15 protein-coding genes are annotated in these 21,732 nt (G+C 65.2%); 7 read left to right on the top strand and 8 right to left on the bottom strand.

All coding sequences use genetic code 11. The annotated features are described in order from the left end of the window. Positions 1-54 precede the first annotated feature (54 nt). Together AC5RTS_RS06135 and hrpA are read left to right on the top strand one after the other, a co-directional pair. Entirely contained in the window at positions 55-1,053 is a 999-nt protein-coding gene (locus tag AC5RTS_RS06135; protein WP_493991187.1) for a helix-turn-helix transcriptional regulator, read from the top strand. Between the two features lie 13 nt (positions 1,054-1,066). Continuing rightward, positions 1,067-4,981, top strand: a complete 3,915-nt coding sequence (gene hrpA / locus AC5RTS_RS06130) for an ATP-dependent RNA helicase HrpA (RefSeq protein ID WP_493991186.1) — start codon at positions 1,067-1,069, stop codon at positions 4,979-4,981. A gap of 123 nt (positions 4,982-5,104) precedes the next feature. On the opposite strand, the gene AC5RTS_RS06125 is transcribed toward hrpA, so the two are convergent. The 3 genes from AC5RTS_RS06125 to AC5RTS_RS06115 all read right to left on the bottom strand — a co-directional run bounded on the left by AC5RTS_RS06125 (position 5,105) and on the right by AC5RTS_RS06115 (position 7,149). Next, complete coding sequence (locus AC5RTS_RS06125; RefSeq protein ID WP_493991185.1) at positions 5,105-5,533, bottom strand: HIT family protein; 429 nt, start codon at positions 5,531-5,533, stop codon at positions 5,105-5,107. 93 nt (positions 5,534-5,626) lie between these two features. Further along, positions 5,627-6,493, bottom strand: coding sequence for a sulfurtransferase (locus tag AC5RTS_RS06120; protein ID WP_493991184.1), 867 nt, complete (start codon positions 6,491-6,493; stop codon positions 5,627-5,629). Continuing rightward, positions 6,493-7,149, bottom strand: a complete 657-nt coding sequence (locus tag AC5RTS_RS06115) for an MBL fold metallo-hydrolase (protein ID WP_493991183.1) — start codon at positions 7,147-7,149, stop codon at positions 6,493-6,495. Before AC5RTS_RS06115 ends, AC5RTS_RS06120 begins: the two co-directional genes overlap by 1 nt. Positions 7,150-7,267: 118 nt before the next feature. Between AC5RTS_RS06115 and AC5RTS_RS06110 the strand changes: the two genes are divergently transcribed. Continuing rightward, the gene (locus AC5RTS_RS06110; protein ID WP_493991182.1) at positions 7,268-7,699 is read left to right on the top strand and encodes a Fur family transcriptional regulator; all 432 of its coding nucleotides are present in this window, start codon (positions 7,268-7,270) and stop codon (positions 7,697-7,699) included. Positions 7,700-7,744: 45 nt separating this feature from the next. Here AC5RTS_RS06110 and AC5RTS_RS06105 read toward each other — a convergent pair whose 3' ends face one another. From AC5RTS_RS06105 to AC5RTS_RS06085, 5 genes are all read right to left on the bottom strand, one after another. Further along, positions 7,745-8,632 carry a metal ABC transporter permease gene (locus tag AC5RTS_RS06105; protein WP_493991181.1) on the bottom strand — a complete coding sequence of 296 codons (888 nt, stop codon included), beginning with the start codon at positions 8,630-8,632 and terminating at the stop codon, positions 7,745-7,747. Continuing rightward, positions 8,619-9,449, bottom strand: a complete 831-nt coding sequence (locus tag AC5RTS_RS06100) for a metal ABC transporter ATP-binding protein (RefSeq protein ID WP_493991180.1) — start codon at positions 9,447-9,449, stop codon at positions 8,619-8,621. Before AC5RTS_RS06100 ends, AC5RTS_RS06105 begins: the two co-directional genes overlap by 14 nt. Beyond that, positions 9,446-10,441, bottom strand: a complete 996-nt coding sequence (locus tag AC5RTS_RS06095) for a metal ABC transporter solute-binding protein, Zn/Mn family (RefSeq protein WP_493991179.1) — start codon at positions 10,439-10,441, stop codon at positions 9,446-9,448. The genes AC5RTS_RS06100 and AC5RTS_RS06095 overlap by 4 nt, the downstream gene beginning before the upstream one ends. Before the next feature lie 128 nt (positions 10,442-10,569). After that, positions 10,570-11,634, bottom strand: coding sequence for a hemolysin family protein (locus tag AC5RTS_RS06090; protein ID WP_493991178.1), 1,065 nt, complete (start codon positions 11,632-11,634; stop codon positions 10,570-10,572). After that, entirely contained in the window at positions 11,631-13,022 is a 1,392-nt protein-coding gene (locus AC5RTS_RS06085) for a hemolysin family protein (RefSeq protein ID WP_493991177.1), read from the bottom strand. The genes AC5RTS_RS06090 and AC5RTS_RS06085 overlap by 4 nt, the downstream gene beginning before the upstream one ends. A 519-nt stretch (positions 13,023-13,541) precedes the next feature. Here AC5RTS_RS06085 and AC5RTS_RS06080 point away from each other — a divergent pair. From AC5RTS_RS06080 to AC5RTS_RS06065, 4 genes are all read left to right on the top strand, one after another. Next, the gene (locus AC5RTS_RS06080; RefSeq protein ID WP_493991176.1) at positions 13,542-17,357 is read left to right on the top strand and encodes a multifunctional oxoglutarate decarboxylase/oxoglutarate dehydrogenase thiamine pyrophosphate-binding subunit/dihydrolipoyllysine-residue succinyltransferase subunit; all 3,816 of its coding nucleotides are present in this window, start codon (positions 13,542-13,544) and stop codon (positions 17,355-17,357) included. Between the two features lie 62 nt (positions 17,358-17,419). Further along, positions 17,420-18,019 carry a GDSL-type esterase/lipase family protein gene (locus AC5RTS_RS06075; protein WP_493991175.1) on the top strand — a complete coding sequence of 200 codons (600 nt, stop codon included), beginning with the start codon at positions 17,420-17,422 and terminating at the stop codon, positions 18,017-18,019. A gap of 314 nt (positions 18,020-18,333) precedes the next feature. Next, positions 18,334-20,091 carry an ABC transporter family substrate-binding protein gene (locus tag AC5RTS_RS06070; protein ID WP_493991174.1) on the top strand — a complete coding sequence of 586 codons (1,758 nt, stop codon included), beginning with the start codon at positions 18,334-18,336 and terminating at the stop codon, positions 20,089-20,091. A 106-nt stretch (positions 20,092-20,197) separates the two neighbouring features. Beyond that, positions 20,198-21,730, top strand: a complete 1,533-nt coding sequence (locus AC5RTS_RS06065; RefSeq protein ID WP_493991173.1) for an ABC transporter permease — start codon at positions 20,198-20,200, stop codon at positions 21,728-21,730. Positions 21,731-21,732: the final 2 nt, after the last annotated feature.

The raw sequence follows: 21,732 nt of genomic DNA, 5'->3' as shown, positions 1-21,732 counted from the left end.
CGTAAAAACAAATCAGGACAGCTTTTGACCTCAAGCGGGAGTAGTTTGAAGTTCATGTTGGAAACCTCCGCACGGCTGCTGCAGCTGCTGTCCCTGCTGCAGATGCGCCGGGAATGGACCGGGGCTGCGCTGGCGGAACGGCTTGCCATCACCGAGCGCACGGTTCGCCGCGACATCGGCAAGCTGCGGACCCTGGGCTACCCCATCTCCGCGTCCCCCGGGATTGCCGGCGGCTATCAGCTCGGTGCCGGGGCCCAATTACCTCCCCTCCTGCTCGATGATGAAGAGGCCCTCGCCGTAGCCCTAGGCCTGACCGCGGTGGCCACGGGGCCCGTCACCGGCATCGGGGAGGCCTCGGTGCGTGCCCTGGCGAAGCTGGAACAGGTGCTGCCCGGGCGGCTCCGGCCGAAGTTCTCGGCACTGCGCCAGTCCGTGTCCACCCTCGACGGCCCGCCCGGCGGCGTCGACCCGCAGATCCTCACCGCGTTTTCCGCCGGCATCACCGAACGGCGGGTGGTGAGTTTCCGCTATACCGCGGCCGACGGCGGTTCGGCCCGGCGGATGGTGGAGCCGTACCGGCTGGTAAGTACCGGCCGGCGCTGGTACGCCGTAGCCTGGGACCTCGAGCGCGGCGACTGGCGGACCTTCCGCGTGGACCGGTGCGACAGCACTCCCGCGCAGCGCGAGCGTTTTGCGCCCCGTCCGCTGCCGGCACAGGACCTGGCCGCCTATGTGCAGGAATCCATCACCCGCAACCCCTACCGTTACACCGTGGTGGTCCGGCTGGCAGCACCCCTGTCCGTGCTTGCCGAGCGCGTACCGCCCGACGTCGCGAGCCTGACCGCCGATGGTCCGGGCCACACCATTGTCCGAGGCGGGTGGGATTCGCTGGACCTGCCACTGATCAAACTGACGGCCTGGGGCGTGCCCTTTGAGATCCTCGAGCCGCCTGAAATGCGGGAGCGGGCCCGCCGTGCCGTCGCCCTGCTGCAGCAGGCGGCGGAAATCCCGCCGACGGCGGAATCCGGGAAGCCGCGCGGCCCGAGCCACTAGACTGGTGGCAATCATGGCACTGACAATTTCCTATCCCGCACAGCTGCCCGTTTCGGAGCGCCGCGAAGACATCATGGCTGCCATCGCAGCCAACCAGGTCACCGTCATCGCCGGCGAAACCGGGTCCGGCAAAACCACGCAGATCCCCAAGATGTGCCTGGAACTGGGCTTGGCGGAGAAGGGCCTGATCGGCCACACCCAGCCGCGACGTCTCGCGGCACGCACCGTCGCTGAGCGCATCGCGTCCGAGCTCGACGTCGAAATAGGCGACGAAGTGGGCTTCCAGGTGCGGTTCACCGGTGAAACAAGCCGGAAAACCAAGGTCAAGCTGATGACCGACGGCATCCTCCTGGCCGAGATCCAGCACGATCCGAAGCTGAAGAAGTACAGCACCATCATCATCGATGAGGCCCATGAGCGGAGCCTGAACATCGACTTCATCCTGGGCTACCTGCGCCGGCTGCTGCCCGAACGTCCGGACCTGAAGGTCATCATCACCTCGGCCACGATCGATCCGCAGCGTTTCGCCGAGCACTTCGCCCTGGACGGCAAGCCGGCGCCGATCATCGAGGTCTCCGGCCGTACCTTCCCGGTGGAAATCCGCTACCGGCCGCTGAACCAGCCCGCTGACGGCGGCAGCGACGAAGACGGCGTCGAGGACGAGCTGGAGGAGGACCGCGACCCGGTCGACGCCGTGTGCGACGCCGTGGATGAACTCTCCCGCGAGGCACCCGGCGACGTTCTGGTCTTCTTCTCCGGCGAGCGCGAAATCCGCGACGCCGCCGACGCCCTGCGTTCCTCCGTGTCCCGCAACCCCCGGCTGGCGAACACGGAAATCCTGCCGCTGTACGCCCGGCTGTCCCTGGCCGAACAGCACAAGGTCTTCTCCCCCGGCAGGAACCGCCGGATTGTGCTGGCCACCAACGTGGCCGAAACCTCGCTGACGGTCCCCGGCATCAAGTACGTGATCGACACCGGCACCGCCCGCATCTCGCGCTACTCGCACCGCACCAAGGTCCAGCGGCTGCCCATCGAACGCATCTCCCAGGCCTCGGCCAACCAGCGCTCCGGGCGCTGCGGCCGCGTGTCCGACGGTATAGCCATCCGCCTGTACTCGCAGGAGGACTTCGAGTCCCGGCCCGAATTCACCGATCCGGAAATCCTGCGCACCAACCTCGCCGCCGTGATCCTGCAGATGGCGGCCATGGGCGTGACGAAGGGACCCAAGGACGTCTCCGACTTCCCGTTCGTCCAGCCGCCGGATTCCAAGGCCGTTAACGACGGCGCGGTGCTGCTGCGTGAGCTGGGCGCCCTGCACCCCAAGGGCGGCATCACCCCGGTCGGCCGGAAGCTTTCCCAGCTGCCGGTGGATCCTCGGCTGGGCCGGATGATCGTCGAAGCCGGACAGCGCGGCTGCGCCAAGGAGGTCATGGTCCTCACCGCCGCGCTGACCATCCAGGACCCGCGTGAACGTCCCTCCAAGGATGATCCGGCCCGCGCCCAGAAAGCCGCGGAAATGCATAAGCGGTTCGTGGATGAGAAGTCCGACTTCACCGGGTACCTAAACCTCTGGCGCTATATCCAGGAAAAGCAGAAGGAGCTCTCCTCCTCCGCCTTCCGGCGGCTGTGCAAAAACGAGTTCCTGAACTTCCTGCGCATCCGTGAATGGCAGGACCTGTTCGCCCAGCTGCGCCAGCTGGCCAAGCCGCTGGGCATCACGCTCTCCCCGGACCCGGTGGACCCGGTGGGCCGGCATAAGGAAATCCATATGTCGCTGCTGGCGGGCCTGCTCAGCCACATCGGCCTCTATGACCAGCGCAAGCGGGAGTATGCCGGTGCCCGCGGCACCCGCTTCGCGGTCTTCCCCGGCTCGGCCCTGTTCAAGAAGTCCCCGGACTGGGTCATGGCCGCCGAACTGGTGGAAACCTCCCGGCTCTGGGCCCGGGTGGCGGCTTCCTTCGATCCGCTCTGGGCCGAGGAAGTGGCACCGCACCTGGTCAAGCGCACCTACAGCGAACCGCACTGGTCCAAGAGCCGCGGCGCGGTCATGGCTTATGAAAAGGTCACCCTCTACGGCGTGCCCGTGGTGCCGCAGCGCAGCATCAACTACGGCCGGATCGACCCGGTGCTCTCCCGCGAAATGTTCATCCGGCATGCCCTGGTGGAGGGCGACTGGCGCACCCACCACAAGTTCTTCCACCGTAACCAGGCGCTGCTCGCCGAGGTGGAGGAACTGGAGAACCGGGTACGCCGCCGCGGCCTGCGCGTGGATGATGAGACGCTCTTCGAGTTCTATGACGAACGCGTGGGCGCCGACGTCGTCTCCGAACGGCACTTCGACAAGTGGTGGAAGCACGCACGGCATGAGAATCCCGCCCTGCTGGACTTCGATCCGGATGCCCTGCGCACCGACGACGCCGCCGGCCTGGACGAGAACGACTTCCCCAAGTCCTTCTTCTACGGCTCCTTTGAGCTGCCGCTCTCCTACGAGTTCACCCCCGGGGTGCCCGCAGCCAACGACGGCGTGACCGTGGAAGTGCCCGTGCTGTTCCTGAACCAGCTCACGCCCGGGCCGTTCGCCTGGCAGATCCCGGGCCTGCGCGCCGAGCTCATCACTGCACTGATCAAGTCCCTGCCCAAGGCAGTGCGGAAGAACTTCGTCCCGGCCCCCGACGTCGCCCGCGCCGCAGCCGCAGCGCTGGCCGCCGACTTTGATCCGGCGTCGGATGAGCTGGAGCCGTCGCTGGAACTGGTGCTGCGCCGGCTCAAGGGCTCCATCATTCCGCCCGGGTCCTGGAACTGGAACGCCGTGCCGGAACACCTGCGGATGACCTTTACCGTGGTGGATTCCTCCGGCCGGGTGCTGGACGAGGGCAAGGACCTGGCTGCCCTGCAGGAGTCCCTGGCCCCGGCCACCCGCCGGGCGATTGCCGAATCCCTCGGTGCCACGCCGTCGACCGTGCAGCCGCGCGGCCCGAAGAACACCAAGGGCCCCAAGTCCGGGAAGGCCGCAGCCAACGGTTCCGCATCCGGCGCCGCGGCTACCGGTTCCTCCGTGGCGGAGCAGACGGGGCTTACAGAATGGAGCGTGGGCACCCTCGAGAAACAGGTACAGCGGCTGGTGGCAGGCCACACCGTCACGGGTTACCCCGCTTTGGTGGACGAGGGGAAAACCGCCGGCGTGCGGATCTTCCAAAGTGCCGGCGAACAGCAGGCAGCCATGCGCGCCGGTGTCATTCGCCTGCTCGTACTGCGGGTGCCCAGCCCGGCTAAGTATGTGCTGGAACATCTGAGCAATGCCGAAAAGCTGACCTTCAGCCAGAATCCGCACGGCAGCGTCGCGGCCCTTATTGAGGACTGCACACTCGCCGCGGTGGACAAGCTCACCCCGGAAGCCCTGCCCTGGTCCCGCGCGGAGTTCGATGCGCTGTATGAAACCGTGCGTGCCGAACTCATCGACACCGTCTTCACCGTGACGGCGATCGTGGAGAAAATCCTCTCCAGCACCCGCCGCATCAACAAGGCGCTGAAGGGCACCACCTCCCTGGCCCTGATCAGCGCCCTGAATGACATCAAGGCCCAGTTGGACAACCTCGTGTACCCGGGGTTCGTGGCCCGCACCGGCTACGCCCAGCTGATGCACCTGCCCCGGTATCTGGCAGGGATCGAGCGCCGGCTGGAGAAGCTGCCGAACAACGTGCAGCGGGACGGGCTGTCCATGGCAGTGGTGCAGGGTCTGGAGGATGACTACGACGACGCCGTGGCGGCCCTGGCGCCAGGGCGCGGGACTCCCCCGGAACTCGCCGACGTCCGGTGGATGATCGAGGAACTGAGGATCAGTTTCTTTGCCCAGGAACTGGGCACGGTCCGGTCCGTCTCGGAGAAGCGGATCCGGACAGCGCTGAACTCGGCGCTGGCACCGGCCTGATCCCCCGCTCCCGAAGTTTTCGGGAAGACAAACGGCAGTTCCACCCATACGGGTGGAACTGCCGTTTTTTGTTCGTCCAGTTTTAGCTCGTGCAGCGCAGTTTTAGCTTCATGCAGTGCAGGCTCAGGCGGCCGGCACAAACTCCCCGTAGCCGGCGTCCTGCAGGGCTGCCCTGAGCTTCTGCGCGTTCAGGTCCATCCGCTCCGGGTCCGGATTCGTTTCGGCCCTGCTGAAATCGAAATCCTCCAGCGAGTTGGCCGGCCAGACGTGCAGGTGGAGGTGATCCACCTCGAATCCCGCAATGCTCAGGCCGGCTCGTTCGGAGCCGAAGACCTGGACCTGTGCCTGGCCGACGGCCTGGGCCACGGTGATGAGCTTCTGCATCAGCTCGGCCGGGGCATCCGTCCATTTGTTGATTTCCTGCCGCGGAACCACCAGCACGTGGCCGTCGCTGAGCGGACCGATGCTCAGGAACGCCACGACGTCGTCGTCCTTCCACACGAAACGGCCGGGAATCTCACCGTTGATGATTCGGGTGAACAGGGTGGGCATGGGTTCTCCTTTGTGGTGTTCCGTCCGGCGGGCGGCGGGCAGGGGTGCCCGCAGGGGCGGCGGGACGGGTCGGCCGGTAAACATCCTTTGACGCTACCCTTTTTCCGGCGGCTCTTCAGCCCGGCCGGCTTCGGGGCCCGTGGCCACGGGGGCCCCGGGGATATTGGACCATTGCGACCAGGACCCCGGATACAGTGCCGCGGGGATGCCGGCCCGGGCCAGCGCGGCCACCTCGTGGGCGGCAAAGATCCCCGAGCCGCAGTACGCTGCCACCGGAGCTCCGCACTGCACGCCCAGCGCCTGGAACGCGTCGCGCAGCTCGTCCGGCGTGCGGAAGGTGCCCTCCGGTGTCAGGTTATCTGTTGACGGACGGTTGACCGCTCCGGGGATGTGCCCGGCACGGGGGTCCACCGGCTCGGTTTCGCCGCGGTAGCGTTCCGGTGCCCGCGCGTCGATCAGCGTTCCCGCCGCAGCTACCCCGGATACATCCGCGAGGCCGGCCACTGGCATATGGCCCCAGGACAACTGTGCGTCTCCGTTCGGGACTCTCACCGGTCCGCTTGCCAGGGCCAGGCCGGCAGCGCGCCAGGCGCCCAGCCCGCCGTCGAGCAGGCGCACGCTGTTCCACCCCGCGTGCCGCAGCAACCACCAGGCGCGGGCTGCCGAGGTGCCGCCGGCGTCGTCGTAAACAACCGCCGCATCACCCTCGTTCAGCCCCCAGCTGCGCGCCGCCTCGGCAAAGGCAGCCGGGTCCGGCAGCGGGTGGCGGCCTCCGGCGGGCGCCGCGGGTGCGGACAGCTCGGTCTCCATGTCTACGTAGACGGCCCCCGGCAGGTGCTCCTGCAGGTATTTCTGCCGTCCGTCGCTGGCACCGAGGATCCACCGGACGTCCAGCAGTACCGGAGGCCGGTCCGTATCAAGGGCCTTCGCCAGCTCCGGTACGGAGATCACTACGTCCACTACAGATCCACGGATTCGCCGGCATCCAGGTGGCGGAACTCGGTACCGTAGGTCTTCCCGAACCGGGTGACATGCCCCTCGGCCATCCCCAGTCCGGTCTCGTTCAGGAGTGCGTCGTGGATGTTGTATGCCCGCTCGGCGCCCGTGGCGATCACGAAATCGATGACCTCCCCCACCTTGGACCACGGGGCGTGGAGGGGCACCAGCACGGTCCGCGGCCGCAGCCCGTTCGGAACCACAAACGAATCACCGGGGTGGTAGACCCGTCCCTCCACGAGGTAGCCGATATTGGCCACCATGGGGATCAGCGGGTGGATCAGGGCATGCTGGCCGCCGAAGGACTGAATGCCGAAGCCGGCGATGGTGAAGCTGGCGTTGGGTTCCACCTCGTGGATGCGGCCGGCGAGGTCGCCGGCCTCGGCGCGCAGGGAATCGGCGAGGGTTTTCGGCGCGAACAGCTCCAGGCCGGGCTGCTTCTGCATCTGTGTAAACACCCGGTCACGGTCCAGATGGTCTGCGTGCTCATGGGTGACCAGGACGGCGTTTGCACCGTCGAGGGCAGTCTCGACTTCGGAAAATGTCCCGGGATCCAGGACGAGGACATTGCCGCCTTGTTCGAAGCGGACACAGGAATGCGTGTACTTCGTCATTTTCATAGCGCCACCCTACTCTGTGCCGGCCGGGCCCGGCAGATTCCGGGTCCCCCGGGGTTCACGGCCCGCGGCTGATAATCTAGGTGGAGTGTCCGTACACCTATTGCCGGGAGGGGAATCCGTGTCATCCGAGACATCCCGGCCGTCCAAACGAGTACCGGAACAGCGGGTGACCCGCCAGCGGCTCGCCGTGGGCCGCACCCTCGACGAGCTGGACGACTTTGTCAGCACCCAGGAGCTCTTTCGGCTGCTGCAGGAACGCGGGGAACGCGTTTCGCTGGCCACCACCTACCGCATCCTGCAGTCCATGACGGATGAGAACCTGGTCGATGTGCTGCGCAATGGTGACGGCGAGGCAATCTACCGCCGCTGCGCCGTCGAACACCATCACCACCATCTGGTGTGCCGTGACTGCGGCAAGGCCGTGGAGGTGGAAGCGCCTGCCGTTGAGTCATGGGCCGCAGGCCTGGGGGCCCGCCACGGTTTCACCGATGTGGCCCATACCGTGGAGGTTTTCGGACTCTGCCCGGAGTGCAGTGCCCGCAAGGCCTAGCGGCGGGGCGCAGCGCCAGGCCTAGCGGCGCCCTGCGGAGGGCGGTCAGGCGCCGGCAGTGGCCGTGTTCCGGCTAAGTTCCTTCCGGCCGCCCCCGGTGCGGAACCGGCGGATCAGCCGGCAGACCAGGTAGATGGCGAAGGACACGGTGGTCACGTACGGGCTGATCGGAATACGCCCGCCCAGGGCCAGCAGGATCCCGCCAACGGAGGAGACCAGCGCAAAGGCGACGCTCAGGAACACCACCAGGCGCGGCGAGGAAGTCACGAGCAGGGCCGCAGCCGCCGGGGTAATCAGCAGCGAGAGCACCAGCAGCGCCCCCACCACCTGGATGGAGAGTGCCACGGCAAGTCCAAGCAGGAACATAAAGACAATCGACAGCACGCGTACCGGCACGCCGCGTGCTTCTGCCAGGTCCGGATCGGCGCTGGCGAAGGTCAGCGGACGCCAGATGAACAGCAGGGCGGCCACGACCACCGCGGCGACGCCCGCCAGCAGGTTGAGCTGCACGGTGTCCACCGCTACGATCTGGCCGGTCAGCAGCCCGAATTTGTTGGCCGAGCGGCCCTCGTAAAGACTGAGGAACAGGATGCCCAGGCCCAGGCCGAAGGGCATGATGACGCCGATGATCGAGTTCCGGTCCCGAGCCCGCAGACCCATCACGGCCAGCAGCACGGCCGCTGCCACTGAGCCCGCCAGGGAACCGATCACCACGTTGACCCCGATCAGCAGGGCAAAGGAGGCCCCGGCGAAGGAGAGCTCGGCAATGCCGTGCACCGCAAAGGCCAGGTCCCGCATCAAAACGAAGGTGCCGATAAGCCCGCCGACAAGGCCCAGAATGGCGGCTGCCCAGATGGAGTTCTGGACCAGGGGCAAAAGCTCCCCATAATCACTGAAATCGAAAACCGCCTCGAAGAAGCTACGCAGGTCCAAGATCGCCCTCGCTCTCTCCGTGGTGGTGTGTGGTGGCGTCAGGGATGCCCAGCACCACTATCCGTCCGTGGCTGCGCAGCACTTCAACGCGGCTGCCGTACATTTCCGAGAGCACGTCGCTGCGCAGCACCTCGGATGGTGTTCCGGTGCGGAACTGTCCACCGGCCAGATAGAGGACCCGGTCCACATAGTCGATCACCGGGTTGATCTCGTGGGTCACAAAGACCACGGCTGAGCCATCGTCATGGCAGCGCCGTTCAATCAGGGAGCTGATGGCCTGCTGGTGATGCAGGTCCAGGGAAAGCAGCGGTTCGTCGCAGAGCAGCAGATCGGGGTTTGTTGCGAGGGCCTGGGCGGCGCGCAGCCGCTGCAGCTCCCCTCCGGAGAGGCGTCCCACGGGTTCGTCGGCGTAGGCCAGCGCGCCCACCTGCTCCAGCAGGCGGTCCACCCGGCGGCGCACCGGTGCCCGGCGCACCCGCAGCCCCCAGTGGTCGCCGTCGACGCCGAGGCCCACGAGGTCCCGGCCGCGCAGCGGGGTACCCGGGCTGAAGGTCTTCTGCTGCGGGATGTACCCGATGTCCTTGCTGCCGCGGTGCACATTTCGGCCGTTGATGGTCACGGTTCCGCCGCTGAGCGGCTGCAGGCCGAGCAGGACTTTCAGGAAACTGGTTTTGCCCGACCCGTTGGGGCCCAGCACCGCCAGGAATTCGCCGGCATTGATGTCCAGGTCAAGGTTCTTCCAGAGCGTGCGCTCCCCAAAGGAGAGGCCTGCATCGCGCAGGCGCACTACCGGTGACGGGGCTGCTGCGGATGTCACTGCAGGGCACCTTCAATGGCCGCGGTATTCGCTGCCATCCACTGCAGGTAATCCTGGCCCTCCGGCAGGGTCTCGGAGAAGTCCAGCACCGGCACTCCCCGGTCCAGCGCGGCTTCGCGCACGGCGTCGGTCTGAGGAGTGGACGTCTGTTCGTTGTAGCCGAGGAAGACGATGGAACCGCCGGTGACGAGGTCCTGCATCTCCTTGAGGACCTGCGGCGGCACGTCGGCACCCTCCTCCACCGCTTCAGTGAAGTCCGAGGGAGTGGCATTGTGCAGTCCGGCGTCCTCCACCAGGTAGTCCGGCACGGGTTCGGTCAGGGCCACGTCACGGCCGTCCGCGACTGGACGCAGTCCGGACAGGGTGGCATTGATGTCCTCGATTCCCGCATTGAAGTCCGCGGCGTTGCTGCGGAAGGTTTCGGCGGCATCGGGACTCAGCTCGGCGAGCCGTTCGGCGGCTGCCTCGGCGAGCAGCCCCATCGCCTCGGGGCTGTACCAGACGTGCTCGTTGAAGGAGCCGTGGCTGTGCCCGCCGTGGGAGTGGGCGTCGTCGGCATGGTCCTCGTCCGAATGCTCCTCTTCCGAATGATCTTCTGCTGAATCGTCGAGCCCGGAGATCTCCACCGCGTTGAGGATGTCCTCCGCGGGAACGCCTTCATCGGCGGCCAGCTTTTCCATGAAGCTGTCATATCCTCCGCCGTTGAGCACCACCAGGTCGGCCTTGGACACGGCAAGCCGGTCCCGGGCGGTGGCCTCATAGGAGTGCGGGTCCTGGCTCGGCCGGTCAATCAGTGCAGTGACTTCAACGTTTGACCCGCCCACGCTGGAAAGAATGCTGCCGTAAACGTCGGTGGAAGCCACCACGTTCACCACACCGTCATCCGCGGGGCTGCCGCCGGAGGCATCCCCGTCTCCGCCGCTGCAGCCGGTAAGGACCAGTGCTGCTGCGGCAAGTGCGGTTCCGGCCAGGCGGGCGGGGGTACGGCGCATGTGTTCGATATCCCTGGGATAGGTGGTGGCGTGGACGGTGGCATGGCAGGGCGTACGGGCACGGCTGACAAAGCCTCTCCAGCATAACCTAAACGCGAATCGTTCGCATCTAGGTATTTCGCCGGTGGCTACAGGCTTTCGCCGGTGCGGCGGAACCCCTGCGCCTGGGTGGCGTCGCGGATCTCGCCCACCAGCTGTTCAATGATGTCCTCCAGGAACAGCACGCCCCGGGTGCTTCCGTCCGGCGCCAGCACACGGGCCAGATGCGACCCTGTCCGCTGCATGACGGCCAGCGCGTCTTCGATTTCATCGTCGAGGCGCAGGTTCGCCAGGGTGCGCACCTTGTTTTCGGTAATCGGCCGTTCGTACGCCTCCGGCGGGATGGACATGATGTCCTTCAGATGCATGTAACCGGTGAGGTTTCCCGCTTCATCCACCAGCACGAACCGGGAGAAGCCGGTACGGCCCACCGCCCGCTCAAACTCTTCCGGCGTGGAATCCGTCCGCAGCGTCACCAGCTCGTCCAGCGGCACCATGACTGTTCCGGCGCTCTGCCCGGAGAACTCCAGCGCACCTGAGATCACGCCGGAATTGTCTGCCACGGTACCCAGCTTCGTGGACTCCTCCACGATCGACTGCATTTCCTCGAGGGTGAAGGCGGAAGCGACCTCATCCTTGGGCGTTATGCCCACCACACGCAGTGCGTGGTTTGCGAGCCAGTTGAGTGCGGCGATCACGGGCCGGACCAGCTTGGAAATGAAGACCAGCGGCGGCGCCAGCAGCAGCACCGCCCGGTCCGCCACGGATACCGAGATGTTCTTGGGGACCATTTCGCCGATGGTGACGTGCAGGAAGGTCACCAGCAGCAGAGCCGCCAGGAATCCTGCGCCGTCCGCGGCTTCGGTTGGCAGCCCCACTGCCTCCAGCGGCGCCGAGAGCAGATGGTGGATGGCAGGCTCGGCTACGGAGAGGATCAGCAGGGAGCACACCGTGATACCGAGCTGGGCGCAGGCGAGCATCAGGGAAACATGCTCCATGGCCCACAGCGTGGTCTTGGCCCGCTTGGAGCCGGCTTCTGCATACGGCTCAATCTGGCTGCGCCGGGCTGACATCACGGCAAACTCCGCGCCAACGAAGAAGGCATTGCCCAGCAACAGCACGACCAGCCAGAAAATACCTGCGAGATCGCTCATCGGATGCCCTCCCTTCGCGCCGAACGGTCCTTGCGGGCTTCGGACCGGGCACCGCCGTCGCCGTGTTCGGACTCGCGCTCCGCGTCGGCGTCCTCGGCGGCGGGGATGAAACTGACCCGGTCAATCCGACGGCCGTCCATACGTTCCACTTCGAGCATTCCCCCGGGGACCTCCACGCGGTCGCCCGCCTCTGCAATGCGGCCAAGTTCGGCCATGATGTAGCCGCCAACGGTTTCATACCCGGCTTCGTCAGGCATCCGCAGCAGCGGCACGAGCGCGGAGACTTCATCAGGGCGCATGATTCCGGGGAAGTACCAGGCACCGGAGGCGCTCTGCAGCACCCCGGGTTTGGCCTTGTCGTGTTCGTCCGAGACTTCTCCGACGATTTCCTCCACCAGGTCCTCCAGGGTGGCGACCCCCGCGGTTCCGCCGTATTCGTCCAGAACGACGGCGAGCTGCAGGTTGGCGTTGCGGAGTTCGGAGAGCAGCGAATCCAAGTGGACCGTTTCCGGCACCCGGAGGATGTCACTCATGATTGCGGCGGCCGGCAGGGTCGACCGCTTGCTGCGGGGCACGGCCACCGCCTTCTTGACATGGACCACTCCCCGGATGTCATCGGGGGAATCCCCCAGCACCGGAAAGCGCGAATAGCCGGTCCGGCGGGCCGCCTCAATGACATCGGCGACGGGCTGCTCGGCGTCGATGGTTTCAAGCCGGATACGCGGGGTCATGACATCCGCCGCAGTACGTCCGGCAAAGGAGAACGTCCGGGAGAGGAAGGCCGCGGTGTTTTTGTCCAGGGTGCCCATCTCGGCGGACCGGCGTGCCATGGAGGACAGTTCGGCCGGGGTGCGTGCACCGCTGACCTCTTCCTTGGCTTCGAGCCCGAAGAGGTGCAGGATCCGGTTGGCGAATCCGTTCAGCAGCAGGACCGCGGGCTTGAAGACCACGGTGAAGGCCAGCTGGGGCCGCGCCAGTACCTTGCCCACACGGAAGGGCATGGCGATGGACATGTTCTTGGGGATCAGTTCGCCCAGCAGCATGGACAGGAACGTAGCCAGGATCATCGCGACGGTGACCGAGACCGAATCGACCAGCAGGGGCGGGAGCCCCAGCCCGGCCAGCGGCCCTTCCAGCAGGCGTCCCACGGACGGCTCCATCACGAAGCCCGTCAGCAGTGTTGTCAGGGTGATACCCAGCTGGCAGCTTGAGAGCTGGGTGGAGAGCGTGGTCAGGCAGCGCAGAAGGGGTTCAGCGGCCTTGTCGCCGTTTTCCACCGCACGGCGCACGGCGGGCTGGTCCAGGGCAACCAGGGAGAATTCGACGGCGACGAAAAAGCCCGTACCGAAGATAAGGAGCAGTCCGAAGAGCAGGTAGAGCCATTCCATATCAGGCGTTCACCGCCACATGGCCGCAGCGCCCGGCAGATGTTACTGCGGGCTGCGTTGAGGAAAGAGGCAGCCGCCGGGAAAACCGGGAAACAGGCACTGCCGGGATACGTTCAGAGGGAGGGTGGTCGGCTGAGGCCGGACTGGAAGGCTCCGATGAAACGGCAGGCGAATGCTGGGTGGATCGTGCGCGGGCTTTGCCGGCTCGGGGCGAACCGGCTGCGGGGGCCGCAGTCCGGGACGCAGGCCGGCGCCTAGAAAAACTGTCCATAGGAGAGCAAGTTTACAGGTTTGCGGCACGCCCGCCACAGGTGCCTGCTACAGCACTTATGAACCGATCGCGTCGGGCGTACTTCATGCAAGAGCACGGGATTGGCCAGTTCTTCGAATATGTCACTAGACTGGCATGAAGTCTCGGTCACTGCGCACCGGGCCGCACCAACAAGTTCTTGTAGCGGAACCGCTCAGATCATGGTGCCATCAGGGCAAACGGCAACTCATGGAAGAGGCGTATATCTAGTGCCAGACCAATCCAACCACCGCCTGCCGGAAGAATTCGGCGGCAACGAGTGGCTTGTCGATGAACTGTACGAACAGTATTTGTCGAACAAGGATTCCGTTGACAAAAAGTGGTGGAGCATCTTCGAGTCCTTTAAGGCCGAAGACTCCCAGAACGGCTCCAACCCGAAGGCATCCGGCTCTCCCTCAGAGCTTGGCGCAAACCCGGTCACCCGGCAGCTGCCCGTGGTGAAGGCCGAAGCCACGGCCCCCAACGCACCCAAGGCCTCCGGCGAATCCCCCGCTGCAACGCAGCAGTCGGGCAAGCCTCCGGTAGCCAAGGAAAAGCCGAAGGCAGAGGCTGCCCCGCAGCAGGCTGCCAAGAGCGAGCCCGTCCCCAAGGCTGCTCCCATCCCCGCACAGCTGCCCAAGACCCAGCCCAGCGATGCTGCTGCGGAAGAGGACAAGGTCACCGTCCTGCGCGGGCCGGCCAAGGCAATTGCCACCAACATGGACCTCAGCCTGAGTGTCCCCACGGCCACGACGGTCCGCGCCGTGCCGGCCAAGCTGCTGATTGACAACCGCATCGTCATCAACAGCCACCTGGAGCGGGCACGCGGCGGCAAGGTGTCCTTCACCCACCTCCTGGGCTACGCCATCATCCGCGCCGCGGCCCAGTTCCCCTCCATGAACGTGCATTACGACGAAGTGGACGGCAAGCCCGTTGCCGTCCAGCCCGCGCATGTGAACTTCGGCCTGGCCATCGACATGCCCAAGCCGGACGGCACCCGCCTGCTGGTGGTACCGAACATCAAGAAGGCCGAAACGCTGAACTTCTCGGAGTTCTGGCACGCCTACGAAGATCTGGTCAAGCGCGCCCGCGCCGGCAAGCTCGGTGCCGACGACTACCGCGGCACCACCATCTCCCTGACCAACCCCGGTGGTATCGGCACCGTGCACTCGGTTCCGCGCCTCTCGAAGGGCCAGGCCGCGATCATCGGCGCCGGCGCCCTTGAGTACCCGGCCGAGTTCCAGGGCGCCAACGAGAAGATCCTTGCCCGCAACGCGATCAGCAAGATCATCACGCTGACCTCCACCTATGACCACCGCGTCATCCAGGGTGCAGGCAGCGGTGAGTTCCTGCGCATCATCCACCAGCTGCTGCTGGGCGAGCAGGGCTTCTACGACGAGATCTTCGAATCCCTCCGGATCCCGTACGAACCCGTGCGCTGGAGCCCGGACATCCAGGTGAACCCGGATGAGCAGATCAACAAGGTCGCCCGCATCCAGCAGCTCATCCACGCCTACCGCGTCCGCGGCCACCTGATGGCCGACACGAACCCGCTGGAATACGTCCAGCGCCGGCACGCCGACCTGGACATCCTGAACCACGGCCTCACGCTGTGGGACCTGGACCGCGAGTGGCCCACGGGCGGCTTCGGCGGCAAGCCCATGCTCAAGCTGCGCAAGATCCTCGGCGTCCTGCGGGATGCGTACTGCCGCACCGCCGGCATCGAGTACATGCACATCCAGGATCCCGAAGAGCGCCAGTGGTTCCAGGACCGCCTGGAAACCAAGTACACCAAGCCCAACCGCGAAGAGCAGCTGCGCATCCTCAGCAAGCTCAACGCTGCCGAAGCGTTTGAAACCTTCCTGCAGACCAAGTTCGTTGGCCAGAAGCGCTTCTCGCTGGAAGGCGGCGAATCCCTGATTCCGCTGCTGGACGCCGTGATTTCCGGTGCCGCCGACGACGGCCTGGAAGAGGTCGGCATCGGCATGGCCCACCGCGGCCGCCTCAATGTCCTGACGAACATTGCCGGCAAGACCTACGCCCAGGTCTTCCGCGAGTTTGAAGGAACCCAGGACCCGCGCAGCGTGCAGGGCTCCGGCGACGTGAAGTACCACCTCGGCACCGAGGGAACCTTCACCTCCGACAACGGCAACCAGACCAAGATCTACCTTGCCGCCAACCCCTCCCACCTGGAAGCCGGCGACTCGGTCCTTGAGGGCATTGTCCGCGCCAAGCAGGACCGGCTGGACAAGGGCGACGAATTCCCCGTGCTGCCGATCCTGATCCACGGCGATGCAGCCTTCGCAGGCCAGGGAGTCGTGGCGGAAACGCTGAACCTCTCCCAGCTGCGCGGCTACCGCACCGGCGGCACCATTCACGTGGTGGTCAACAACCAGGTGGGCTTCACCACCTCCCCCACCTCGTCCCGCTCCTCGGTTTACTCCACCGACGTCGCGAAGATGGTCCAGGCACCGATCTTCCATGTCAACGGAGACGATCCCGAAGCAGTGGTCCGCGTGGGCCAGCTGGCGTACGAATACCGCCAGCGGTTCCACAAGGACGTTGTCATCGACATGGTCTGCTACCGTCGCCGCGGCCACAACGAAGGTGACGATCCTTCGATGACGCAGCCGATGATGTACAGCCTGATCGAAGCCAAGCGCTCGGTACGCAAGCTGTACACCGAGTCCCTGATCGGACGCGGGGACATCAGCCAGGAAGAGGCCGAACAGGCGCTGCGCGACTACCAGGGCCGCCTGGAGCGGGTCTTCGCTGAGACGCACGCAGCCCAGACCTCCCCCATCCCGGTCATCACGAAGGACTCGGAAGCGGTTTCCGACCTGGAGCGGCCCGCCGCCCAGCAGGAAGGCACCACCATCATCAAGCCGGCCAGCACGGCGGTTTCGGCCGAGGTCCTGGCCCACATCGGCAAGGCCCACGTGGCAGTGCCGGAAGGCTTCACGATCCACCCGAAGCTCAAGGCCCTGCTGGAGAAGCGCGAGCAGATGTCCCGCGAGGGCAACATCGACTGGGGCTTCGCCGAAATTGCGGCCTTTGGCACCCTGCTGATGGAAGGCGTCCCGGTACGCCTGGCCGGCCAGGATTCACGCCGCGGAACGTTCACCCAGCGCCACGCGGTCTTCCACGACCGCGCGACCGGCGAAGAGTGGATGCCGCTGGCCGAGCTGGACCCGAACCAGGCAAAGCTGTGGATCTACGATTCCCTGCTGTCCGAATTCGCTGCCATGGGCTTTGAATACGGCTACTCCGTCGAGCGTCCGGACGCACTGGTGCTGTGGGAAGCCCAGTTCGGCGACTTCGTCAACGGCGCCCAGACCATCATCGACGAGTTCATTTCGTCAGCCGAGCAGAAGTGGGGCCAGCGCTCGTCGCTGGTGCTGATGCTCCCGCACGGTTACGAAGGACAGGGCCCGGACCACTCGTCCGCCCGGATCGAGCGCTTCCTGCAGATGTGCGCGGAAGACAACATGATTGTTGCCAACCCCACCACGGGCGCATCCCACTTCCACCTGCTGCGCCGCCAGGCCTACAGCCGCCCGCGGAAGCCGCTGGTGATCTTCACGCCGAAGCAGCTGCTGCGCCTCAAGGCGGCGGCAACATCGGTGGATGAGTTCACGCACGGCGAGTTCCAGCCGGTAATCCCCGAGCACGCGGAGCTGGATGCAAACGCCGTGGACCGGGTACTGCTGGTTTCCGGACGTCTGTACTACGATCTGCTGGCCAACCGCCAGAAGACCGGCGACGAAAAAACGGCAATCATCCGCGTGGAGCAGCTTTACCCGCTGCCGGTGGAAGAGATCCGGGCCGCCGTCGGCAAGTATCCGAATGCGGAGATTGTCTGGGCCCAGGACGAGCCGGCGAACCAGGGTCCGTGGCCGTTCATCGGCCTGAACCTGCCGCAGTACCTGGACAGCAGGCTCCGCCTGGTTTCCCGTCCGGCGTCGGCGTCCACCGCCACCGGTTCGGCCAAGCGCCACGCCGTGGAGCAGGACATCCTCGTGAAAAAGGCCTTCGAACGCCAGTAGGCTACGTTTGGGTGGGGCGCTTCGGCGTCCCACCCTGTTTTTTTGACCCGAGAAGGTGACTAGTGGAACAACGCAGAATCCGGCTTGCTGCGGTAGGTGACGAGCTGTTGGCCGGACACGGGGATCCGCGGGCACTTGGCTGGCTGGGCCGTGTCCTGGCCCGGACCTCGCCGGAAAACGTGGACCTGCAGGCCTACAGCCTCGCGGCCCCTCACGAAGGCACCGAGGCCCTGGCCAACCGGTGGCTCGCCGAGGCCGGGCGGCGCTTTGATGACGGCTGTGAAAACCGCCTGGTCATCGGTCTGTCCGACCGTGACCTGGATTTGGAACTCACCACCGCACGGAGCCGCCTGAACCTGGCCAACATCCTCGACGGTGCGGCGCAGATGAGCATCAAGGTGTTCGTCGTCGGACCTCCCCCTGGACTGGACCCTGAACGGAACCGGAAGCTCGCGGACCTCTCTGCGGCTTTCGGCGACGTCACCACCCGCCGCAAGCATGTCTACGTGGACACGCTCAATCCGCTGCTGAACCACGAACAGTGGCGCAACGATCTCGCGGCGAACGGCGGCACCCCCGGGCAGGCCGGGTATGGCCTGATGGCCTGGCTGGTGCTGCACCGGGGCTGGTACCACTGGCTGGACCTCCCCGACATGAATTAGCCCGACCCACATCAGCCAGGCATGGATCATGCCTGGCCGGCTGAAACCGGCTCCGTAAGACATCATCCTGCGGAACGGAACGCAAGGCCCCTGCGGACAATCCGCAGGGGCCTTTTTACGTCTCCTGGCAGCTTTGCGTCATTCTGTTCCCGCCCTTGACCACGATCAGGTAACGATCAGTTAACAACCTGTAACTTGTCTCACAGCTGAAACATTTAGTGGTTAGTGTTTCACCACATGTGGCGGCTATCACTGGCCGCTTGGGGGGCCATCTTTGGTGGTTCCTGACTCCTCATCACCAGTTAGGACTACAGATGCGTACTAAGCGCACGGCAGCTCTTGCCGCACTCTCCGTGGGAGCCCTGTTCCTGGGCGCCTGCGGATCCGCCGGGGGCGGAAACGAAGGCGACGGCGAAACCGCCCAGGCGGAAAACCTTGCCTCAACCATTACGGTTGCCATCAGCCAGGCACCCGATGCCTACAACTCCGGCACAGCCAACACCAACAGCTCGTACAACAGCTACGTTGACAACCTGGTGCACAGCAACTTCGTGGAATACAGCCCCAACGGCGTCATCCACGACGAGGAGTTCGGCACCTTCGAAAAGACCAGTGACGATCCCCTGACGGTGAAGTACACCATCAACGAGGACGCCAAGTGGTCCGACGGCACCCCCATCGACTTCGATGACGTGCTGCTGAACTGGGCCGCGTACTCCGGCAAGACCGTGGGTGCCGACGGCGAAAACATCTTCCAGCCGTCCTCCACCAACGGCTACTCGCAGACCAAGATGATCGAGGGCGAAGCCGGCGCCAAGGAATTCGAGATGGTTTTCGAAACCCCTTACGCTGACTGGGAAGCCATGATGATCGGCCCCATCATGCCGGCGCACGTTGCTGCTGAGCAGGGCGGCCTCAGCGTTGACAACAACGGCGAAGCCCTGGTCAAGGCCATTCAGGACAACGACACCGCAGCGCTGACCGCTGTCGCCGAGTTCTGGAACACCGGCTGGAACTACGAAGCCGACCTGACCACCCTCCCGGATGCCGCACTCATCCCCTCCTCCGGCCCGTACGTGCTGGACAACGCCACCGACGGCACGCTGACCCTGAAGGTCAACGAGAACTACTGGGGCGAGGCACGCAAGGGCCAGACCGAGAACATCGTCTTCAAGGCGATCGAGGACACCGAAGCCGTGCAGGCACTGGAGAACGGCGACGTCGACATCATCGAGCCGTCCGGCCCCACCGTCGACACGAAGACCTCCATCGAGAACATCGGCGACACCGTCACCATGCTCACCGGCCCGGAACTGACCTTCAGCCACATTGACCTGGACCAGTCCGAGAGCGGCGTCTTCAAGGACCTGGCCGTACGCCAGGCCTTCGCCAAGTGCGTTCCGCGCGAGGACATTGTCGAGAAGTTCGCCAAGCCCATCGATGAGAACGCCACCGTGGACAATCTGCGCGAATACCAGCCCGGCCAGGAAGACTACGAAGATGTCCTGGCAGGCGCACCGTCCGCCAGCGAGTACGACGAAGTCGACATCGAAGGTGCCAAGAAGCTCCTTGCCGACGCCGGCAAGACCGAGCCTGTCTCGGTCCGCCTGATGTTCTCCGCCACAAGCCAGCTGCGTGCGGACATCGTGACTCTGATCAAGACCTCCTGCGACCAGGCCGGGTTCGAGATTGTTCCCACCCCGGACAAGGACTGGAGCGCCAAGCTCAATGAGCCCGGCGCCTGGGATGCCATCCTCTTCGCCTGGGCCGGTTCCGGCCTGGCTGCCAGCGCCCAGTCCATCTATGTCTCCGACGGCGAGCAGAACTACGGCAAGTTCGCCAACGAAGAACTGGACAAGATCTGGGACCAGATCGCCCAGTCCACTGACGACGAAGAAGTCAAGGAACTGAAGACCCAGGCCGAGGAAATCCTCGCCTCCGAGGTCTACAACGTGGTTCTTTACGCGAACTCCGGGGTGGTTGCCCACTCCTCCAAGATGGAGAACGTTGAACTGAATCCGAGCCAGAACGGCATCACCTGGAATGCCTACAAGTGGACAAAGCAGGCCTAGCAGCAGCACCACGCTAGCCGTGTGAGAGGCGGGGATGGTCAGACCTCGGTCTGCCCATCCCCGCCTTGTGCACGCGGTGTCCAGTCCCATCCCCAAGGAGCCTTCGGTGTTCTACTTCATTCTCAAAAGAACGGTAACCTCGTTCTTTATCCTTCTGGCCGCCACGGCGCTGATGTTCGTCCTGGCTGTCAATTCCGGTGATCCCCTCCACGATCTGGCGGAACTGCGCAACGCAGACCGGGAATCCCGCATTGCCGCCCGGACCGAAGCCATGCATCTGGATGAGCCCGTCTACATCCGGTACCTGCTGTGGCTGCAGGAGATCGGCCGCTGTGTCATTCCCGGCGGCGCCCAGTGCACCCTTGGCCTGGACCGGGTCGGAAACCCGGTGATCATCCAGCTGCAGTCCGCCGCCGGATCCACCTTCCGCCTTGTGGTTGTCGCCACCGTGCTGGCCATCATCCTCGGCGTCCTCGTCGGCGTCGTTACGGCCCTGCGCCAGTACAGCGTATTCGACTACTCCATTACCTTCGTTGCCTTCCTGCTCTTCTCGATGCCGCTGTTCTGGCTCTCCACCCTGCTCAAGCAGTACCTGGCCATCGGCCTCAACACCTGGCTCGCTAATCCGGCAATGTCCTATCTGGGCCTGTTGCTGATGGGACTGATAGCCGGCGTGATCTGGATGGTCGTCATCGGCGGAGACCGTAAACGCCGCCTGCAGGTATTCGGCATCGCCGCAGTGGCCACCTCAGGCACCTTCCTGGTGCTGCTGGAGACCAACTGGTTCAAGACCCCCGGGTTCGGGCCGGTAGGCATCCTCGTCAGCGCGTTCGCCGTCGCCCTGGGCGTCACGGCCCTGTTCGCCGGCTTCCGGCGCCGCCGGATCGTGTATGCCGCCCTCGCTACTGCTGCCGCCGGTTTCATCGGTTACTTGGTCACCATGAGCATCATGGAAGATCCCAACTGGCTCACCATCGCCGGCCTGGCAGTCGTAACCCTGGCGGTTTCCGCCGCCATCGGCCATTTTGTGGGCGGCCCGTACGCCAAGCAGACGCGTACGCTGACCGCCGTCATCGGCCTGCTGATCGGTTTCATCATCTTCGTGGATGCCCTGCTGCACGCCTACCCCTCGCTTTCGCAAAAGAACGGCGGACGGCCCATTCCTACGACCGGATCCTCCACTCCCAACCTGGAGGGCACGTTCTGGGAAGTGAACCTGGACTACGCGCTGTATCTGATTCTGCCCACGATCGCCATCATGCTGATCTCCTTCGCCATGTACACCCGCTACACCCGGGCCAGCCAGCTCGACGTGATGACCCAGGACTACATCCGCACTGCGCGTGCGAAGGGCCTGAGCGAGCGCACCGTGGTCGTCAAACACGCCTTCCGCAACGCGATGATCCCCATCACCACGCTGATGGCCTTCGACTTCGCAGGCGTGCTCGGCGGAGCAGTCATTACGGAGGCCGTGTTCGGCTGGAACGGCATGGGCAAGATGTTCACCGACGGCCTGAACAACACCGACCCAAACGTGATCATGGCGTTCTTCCTCGTCACGGCTGTGGCCGCGGTGACCTTCAACATGCTGGCTGACATCGCGTACGCGTTCCTCGACCCGCGCATCAGCCTGAACTGATT

It is taken from the genome of Arthrobacter sp. MDT1-49-2, from assembly GCF_059090185.1.
This window is presented reverse-complemented; position numbering and strand designations above follow the sequence as displayed.